The sequence below is a fragment of the Methanosaeta sp. UBA458 genome (assembly GCF_002496085.1).
Lineage (GTDB): Archaea > Halobacteriota > Methanosarcinia > Methanotrichales > Methanotrichaceae > Methanothrix > Methanothrix soehngenii.
Genome location: NZ_DAIK01000088.1, coordinates 1 through 7,103 on the forward strand (window position 1 = coordinate 1; position 7,103 = coordinate 7,103).

Genomic DNA, 7,103 nt, shown 5'->3' on the forward strand with positions numbered 1-7,103 from the left:
ACGATGCTCCACCTCAATAGTGGTTGAGCCTCTGGCATGGGCCTGCTTGCCGGCAAGGTTTACAGTGGCCGTGGTTTCCGCACTCTCTTTTATTATGGTTGCGTTCTCTGCAGTGGCATTTTCCCCTCTGTCATTGAGCGTTCTGATGTTGGATATTGTGCTCTTGAGACTGTAGCTGGTCAGGTTCTCTGCCGCGGACAGGGATAAAGCCTTTAAGTCTTCCACGCTCTTTTCCGGCGTATCCTGGTTCTCGGTACAACCGGATATAGCCAGGGCAGCAAGTATCAGAATTACCAATAGCACTCTCTTCATATCATCATCCCTTGATAGATTTCCTTTAAATTTTCGCTTATTCAAAATTAGCCTTAACCTCATCCCTTAGCCTTGAACTTTTCCCCTGTGATCATCTCGAACAGCTTGATGTAGATCCGGCTTGTCTCCCCAACCACATCATTCGGAAGGGCGGGTATAGCAGGTTCCGCTTTTCCCTCTTCTCGGGCCTGGTATAGCCGGTCCTTGTAGCCCGTCTGACGGTAGTACTGGCGCACATACTCCTTGGAGAGATCAACGAGCTCTCCCTCATCGTAGCGCTTCCTATCCCAGAAACGGTCCTCGTCTGCGGTTCCATAGACATCGACGATCATTATCTGTCGATCCATATCGAAGGCCAGCTCTTTTTTGCCGTCTGCGTGGATCAAGCCACGACTGGCGACGCTGCGGTTGATATCCTCATCGATCTTGAGAACAATATCCCGGGCATCCTCGTACTCCTGAGGGGAGAGGCCGGATATCTGCAGTGCCTCTTCCTTTGCAATAAGTCGGTCGGTCTTCTCCAGCTTCGTGGAGACCTCCAGGAATGGTTCGGGCAGCTCTTCTCCAGGTTTCACCACATGCCCTGATGCAAAGCCTAGATCTTGAGCTGCTATCTCACCGGCTTTTACCCGGTCGAAGAGGGATCCGGCCACATACCAGCGGCATATCCATTCCAGGGGAATCAGATAGTTTCTGGATTGGGGTGTGATCCTGTTCGTGGGAAGGATATCCACCTTTTTGCAGAGCATACCGGCCGGCGGCAGATACTGCAAAAAGTGTGTCCTGATGCCCATTTCATCTGCCCTTTCAAACCAGTAGACCCCCTCCCGGCTGAGGGTCTCGCCTTTAAAGGGAATGGTGCTCGGAATTACCTTGTCGAAGACGGAGATATTGTCAGTGAATTGAAACTCCAGTCGGTCTCCCAGGTCGTATGCCTCTTTAACCTTGCCTTTCAATAGAAGCGTGCGTTCCATTGCCGGAGATGAACCTGGCAAGAAGATAACACTTTTGCTATTATGTCTCGCAGACTTAAAAAAAGGGGATGATCGGAGAGGTTTATTCGAAGTCCTCTCCACCCATGCTGCCGGGCATTCCGCCTGGTCCGCCCGCAGGCCCGCCTGCCTTGGAGGCGATGACATCGTCGATCCTGAGTATCATGACTGCTGCCTCGGCAGCTGAGTTGATGGCCTGGGTCTTGACCCGCAGGGGCTCGACCACACCCAGCTTCATCATGTCTACAGGAACGCCGGTATCCATGTCCAGGCCGGAGCTCTTGATACCCTTCTCATGCTGGCTGCGCAGGGCAACCAGAGAGTCGATCTGGTCCAGACCGGCGTTCTCGGCCAGGGTCTTGGGTATGACCTCCATGGAGTCGGCGAAGGCCTCGATGGCCAGCTGCTCCCTGCCACCGACGGTTGCTGCATACTCTCTGAGACGAAGCGCCAGCTCTACCTCTGGAGCGCCGCCGCCGGGAACGAGCATCTTGTCCTCCACTACGACCCCCACCACTCGCAGGGCATCCTCCATCGCTCTGTTCAGCTCATCCACCACGTGCTCAGTGCCTCCTCTCAGGATGATAGAGACCGACTTGGGATTCTCGCATTCCTCGACAAAGGTCATCTTCTCGTCGCCGATCTTTCTCTCCTCGACCAGGCCTGCTCTTCCCAGATCCTTCTCCGTCAGGTCATGGATGCTGGTAACAACCCTGCCGCCAGTGGCGCGAGCCAGCTTCTCCATGTCGCTCTTCTTGACCCGGCGCACAGTGTAGATCCCTTCTTTGGCCAGGAAGTGTTGGGCCAGATCATCGATGCCCTTCTGGCAGAATACCACATTGGCCCCGGTCTTGATTACGTTGTCCACCATGCCCTTGAGCATGCTCTCTTCCTGATCCAGGAAGGCCTGAAGCTGATCTGGGGATGTGATCTCTATTTTGGCATCGACCTCGGTCTTCTCGATCTCGATGGCAGCATTGAGCAGGGCGATCTTGGCCCCGGTTACCTTCTTTGGCATATTGGGGTGGAGCCTATCCTTGTCGATGACCATGCCGTGAACCAGCTCGGAGTCAGTTATCCCTCCTCCTACCTTCTTCTCCACGGTGATGTTATCGGTGTCCACAGAGCCGTCCTCATCCACCACGGCCTTAACTGCCTCCACGGCCAGCGCGGCAAGCTCCTCTCTGGCGGTCCCTGATCCCTTGCCCGTCATGGAGGTGATGGCAATCTTCTTGAGAAAATCGGCATCATTGACAGTGACGCTGACGGCAATCTTATTTAGGATCTCCATGGCTTTGTCTGCTGCTGCCCTGTAGCCCGCGGCGATGACTGTGGGATGAATCTCCTGGTCCAGCAGTCCTTCTGCCTGCTTGAGGAGCTCTCCTGCCAGGACTACGGCAGTGGTTGTGCCGTCTCCGACCTCAGCATCCTGGGTCTTGGCGATTTCTACCATCATTTTGGCTGCCGGATGCTCGATGTCCATCTCCTTTAGAATGGTGACGCCGTCATTGGTTATTACCACATCTCCCAAGTTGTCGACCATCATCTTGTCCATGCCCTTGGGGCCGAGTGTGGTTCTCACGGCACCTGCGACTGCCTTTGCAGCCATGATGTTTGACTTCTGTGCCTCACGACCTGCAGTTCTCTGGCTTCCTTCTTTAAGAATAATTATGGGCTGTCCGCCCAGTTGTCCTGCTGCCATTTAATCTCCTCCGTTGAATTAGTTCAAAGCGTGATATCCGGTGTTTAAACTTCTATATGAATATTGCGATAGGTGGTTCTGTCTCACCTTTGGGTGTTCCCAAAAAGGTGTTTCATCTATGGTGGCAGTCGCTAACACACCTAGCCAAGTCGTGTTACTGGCGGAGGCGGTTAAAAGTCAAGAATTTGTTGATGTTATTTTGAATTACATTTCTTGTGGACAAATAGATCCCTTTATAGCATTCCATAAAAAATAAAAACCGATACACAGTGAAACAGCGAAAAGTATATCCATAGCCAAGCTGGGAACCCAACTAATAACACTGCCCTTAGACATTATTATCGTGAATCCGAGGACATATAATGTTAAACTCCAAATTAGAAAATTATTCGATTGTTCAATTCTGCTATGTAGTCGATTTAATAAAATATCGAATGAGGATGATAATGATTGAAGGGTATCTTTATAACATTGTATTTTTTTGTCATCTAATGTTCTTATATTAAGATCTAAGAATACTTTTGAATATTCAACTTCACCTCTCGCTCTATAAAAATCTTCCATTGCGGTTTTGGGGCGAGCTTTTGCAGAAATAGCTTTATATTCAACAAATTTTAACAAAAATAAATCCAAAATTTTTTGAGTTGCCTCATTTTCGTCTCGTGCTTTAATCGGAGGCAATAATAAATCAGTTGAATGATGAACGTGCTTATGGAAGATATCTCGAATTAATTTATGCATTTGCATGGCATAGACGAATTCATCCCCGCCGTTATTGTTTTCAATTTCGTACGATACGGTGCCACTGGAACGAATCTTCGCGTGGCCTTTGAATATGATCGTATTATTGATAGGACTCTTGATCAATAAATCAATATCAAACCCATCTGTATTTTTATGAGGAACTAATTCGATTTTATGTTTCTTGTTTAGAACTCGCTCCAAATACAAATCGGATAACAATGCTGAACCAAAATAGACTCCGTTCAATTCAGAATATATTTCAAGTAACACATTATTCAGAGTACCTGAATTGGCTTGGTCAAATGGTATAGGAAATGTACAAAAATCGTTTTCTTCTTTTAGATAAAAATCTCGCGTCAGCCGAGGAATCCAACCCCAATACGTCATATGGAGTAACCTAGCAATATCATAACATACATAAATCTATCTATAAACTCAAATATATAAAATTAATTATTTGAGATGATACTTTTTAGTGGGTCTCCCTCGGGCATCTATGCCATAATTTAGTCTGCCTACCAAGAGGCTCGCCTTTGGATCCTTTTTATATAAGTTGTGGGTAGCCACCATACTATATATAATACTAACCGCAATAATCAATACAGGTATGATGAACAAGATGGGCCATAAGCTGTTATCGAAATACAGTAATCCCATTACTAAAGCAAAAACGGCTCCCCAAATCAGCAACTTCTCGTAGCCCATACAGATCATCTCCTCCACGCAATACCTTAACATAAAGGTCACAAACATATATAAACTGAGAGGTTCTCGTAAATTAGTCATTCAAAACATCTGCATAGATTGTTTTAAAGCTTTTAATATCCTCATTTTGAACAAATATATCCATAAAGTAAAACATAAAAAACGATTTTTAAAATTTTGAATTGAATTATTCTCATCTAATACTGCGGCCCTCCAAGCTCCTCTTCAGCAATCCCATCCATTTATTTTCTCCATCGACTCCAATTCCCGCAGCTTCCGCAGGCGTTTTGCCTCCCAAGGCGGAATGAGGGCGGATGAAGTTATAGTAGATCTTGTTTCCTGGGAATATTGGGGTCTCCATCGTCTTTATTCCTCGCATAACCTTTTCTCGCTCTCTGAATGTCCCATGCATTCTCTCGATGGAGTTGTTTAATCCGCTCTGCAAAGCCACGTCTGCAATATGTTTGGTCGTCTGGTGATGATCGTAGAACTCTGAGATAAATGCGCCTTTATATCCCGGCAGACCATCTGTAACTATCAATCCTGGTTTCTTATCTGTAACTTTCCTCGCTTGCTGGAAAGTCTTCTTGGCGTTATCTCGCTCGCGGGTTTCCGCAATCATACTAACAAGTTGGAATCTGGTTTTCTTATCCATCATGTTCCAGAGCCATTTCCATTCTCCCTTAACCTTAATCTTCATCTCGTCGCCGTGCCAGATCTTGCCGACCTCTGGTTCCAGAGTTTCGATATATGCTCCCATAACCTCAGTGTACTCGCAGATCCAGCGGTAAACCGAAGCGTGCCCAACCTCAATCTCATGACATTGTTTTAGATGATCTGAGATCTTGCGCAAGGAGATGCCTTTGAAGTACAAATCGAGGGTGGTAGTTATGATCTTTGGGTTATACCACATACCCTCAAATCCCACGTTTGGTACAAACTTTCGCGCACAATCCTTACACTTGCAAACCTGCTTCTCGTTAGCCTTACCGTACTTGATTATATGAGCCGACCCGCAGAACGTGCAGGTTAGTTCCTCTGAGATAACAGCTATCTGTTCTGGTTGCGCGACAATCTTCGCCTCGTGATATTCCTGCAAATGCGCGGTTAATCTCTGCCAGAGGGTTACTGCGTTGATGTTAACAGACGACATGGCGGTACTGGTGATCAGGGCAGGAGCATCGCCAGTTATGGGCGTAGCCAGAAACAGTGTAGGTAGCCGTTCCGCTAGAGGATGGACTCTCGAAGGTGTTCTTTGATATCTGTTTTGGAGTTATGCCGTCCTCTATCATCTGGTGGCCTCGGTGAGACAGAGCCCTATAGGTGAGCAACTCATTCGAGCTGCGAGCTTATGGCAATATAACCGACATGAGATTGATAGGAGGTTAAATCAAGATAAAAAGGAAAATAAGGAACGATAGATGCAGTCGAAATGCCCCAAATCGGGGCCTATCTCACCATTCTATCGCCCTTTCCAGCAGTCGGACTCCAGCTCCTCCAGAGCCTCTATGAGCCCTTCCGCCGCCATTGCCAGGAAGTTCTGTCCCTTCTTTATGGTGGCTGGGGCGGGATTTCCCATGATCCCAGTTCCCATCAGGTGGCGGACATCCTTCATTATCAGGAATCTGGGCCTTGGGGGAAAATGCTCCTCTGGCAGTCCCTTGACCAGGTCTTTGCGAATGACCATCATCATCGAGGTCTCTATCTCTCCGGCATGCCCGTCATGTGGCGTCTCTGCTGCCTGAGGATCGATCAGATCGAACAGAGATACCAGGCTGACCCGGAATTCGCGTTCCTCCAATGCCATCTGGCAGGCCTCTTTTAGGGCGGACATATGCTGGCTCCCGGCATGGCCGGTTAGGATCAGGACATTTTCGAATCCGCTATCTGTAAATGATATCAGCACCTCTTTCACATATGAGCGCAGGGCATCATGCCCCACAGTGATGGTGCCGGGAAAGCCTCGGGTGCTGCGACAGACCCCGTAGTGGATGGGCGGAGCCAGGAATACCTCTCGCTTCTGGGCAACAGTGCGTGCCGTCTCCATGGCCTGGATGGTATCGGTGATCGTGGGGAGATGAGGGCCATGCTCCTCGGTCGCTCCCACGGGCAGGATCACCGTTCTGGTTACCTTCAGCCCCTCTTCGATCTCCGGCCAGCTCATCTCCTCCAAGAGCTTCATATGTTGATGCTCGCTCCTGCCAGAACATACTCCTCTGGGACCCTCAGACCGTAGACGACATTGCCTACGTATAGGGTGTAGTTCCCCCCCGCCTTGGTGTCAAATTGCGTCCCACCGGATATAGGGCCTTCAGTCGAATATGGCAGCACCAGGACAAACTGGCCATCTGAATTGCTCACATTTGATTGTCTGTACTCGAACATCCTGTTCTGATTGGTCTGGATGTCTATGGAGGCCATAACCGGAGTTCCTGCCGGAGCACTCCCTTTGACCACTGCACCCGGCACATTCTCGAAGATCTTGACCCACTTCTGGCCGCTGGAGGTGACTGGCGTCTCTGACTCATGCACCAGGCGGAAGTGCTGCAGGGCCTCTAAGGGTACGGGGGAAACTGCCGGGCTGGTGGAACCGATCTCTGCCATATATCCTTTCTCTTTGCTGGTTCGGACGAACTCCTCCAGTTCGG

At 48.9% G+C, this 7,103-nt stretch carries 6 protein-coding genes and 1 pseudogene; all 7 read right to left on the reverse strand.

Translation table 11 applies throughout. The features are described 5' to 3' along the window. The coding region (locus tag BP822_RS06045) for a hypothetical protein (protein WP_286877960.1) at nt 1–312 on the reverse strand (312 nt) is incomplete at its 3' end. A gap of 59 nt (nt 313–371) precedes the next feature. Then, on the reverse strand, nt 372–1,286 hold the full coding sequence (locus BP822_RS06050) for a phosphoribosylaminoimidazolesuccinocarboxamide synthase (RefSeq protein ID WP_013719144.1): 915 nt from the start codon (nt 1,284–1,286) through the stop codon (nt 372–374). Between the two features lie 82 nt (nt 1,287–1,368). Then, a complete protein-coding gene (gene thsA, locus BP822_RS06055; protein ID WP_286877961.1) occupies nt 1,369–3,006 on the reverse strand; it encodes a thermosome subunit alpha in 1,638 nt (545 codons plus the stop codon). Between the two features lie 204 nt (nt 3,007–3,210). Continuing rightward, nucleotides 3,211–4,137 (reverse strand): hypothetical protein, encoded by a 927-nt coding sequence (locus BP822_RS06060; protein WP_286877963.1) that lies wholly within the window; start codon nt 4,135–4,137, stop codon nt 3,211–3,213. A 511-nt stretch (nt 4,138–4,648) separates the two neighbouring features. Beyond that, the gene (locus BP822_RS06065; RefSeq protein WP_286877964.1) at nt 4,649–5,554 is read right to left on the reverse strand and encodes an IS6 family transposase; all 906 of its coding nucleotides are present in this window, start codon (nt 5,552–5,554) and stop codon (nt 4,649–4,651) included. 363 nt (nt 5,555–5,917) lie between these two features. Next, the gene (locus BP822_RS06070) at nt 5,918–6,637 is read right to left on the reverse strand and encodes a creatininase family protein (protein ID WP_286877965.1); all 720 of its coding nucleotides are present in this window, start codon (nt 6,635–6,637) and stop codon (nt 5,918–5,920) included. After that, a pseudogene (locus tag BP822_RS06075) lies at nt 6,634–7,103 on the reverse strand (hypothetical protein); the annotation flags it as partial. The gene BP822_RS06070 and the pseudogene BP822_RS06075, both read right to left, overlap by 4 nt.

Coding starts and splice junctions, on each gene's coding strand:
- BP822_RS06050 (WP_013719144.1), bottom strand. CDS start 1,286: ATGGAACGCACGCTTCTATTGAAAGGCAAGGTTAAAGAGGCATACGAC.
- thsA (WP_286877961.1), bottom strand. CDS start 3,006: ATGGCAGCAGGACAACTGGGCGGACAGCCCATAATTATTCTTAAAGAA.
- BP822_RS06060 (WP_286877963.1), bottom strand. CDS start 4,137: ATGACGTATTGGGGTTGGATTCCTCGGCTGACGCGAGATTTTTATCTA.
- BP822_RS06070 (WP_286877965.1), bottom strand. CDS start 6,637: ATGAAGCTCTTGGAGGAGATGAGCTGGCCGGAGATCGAAGAGGGGCTG.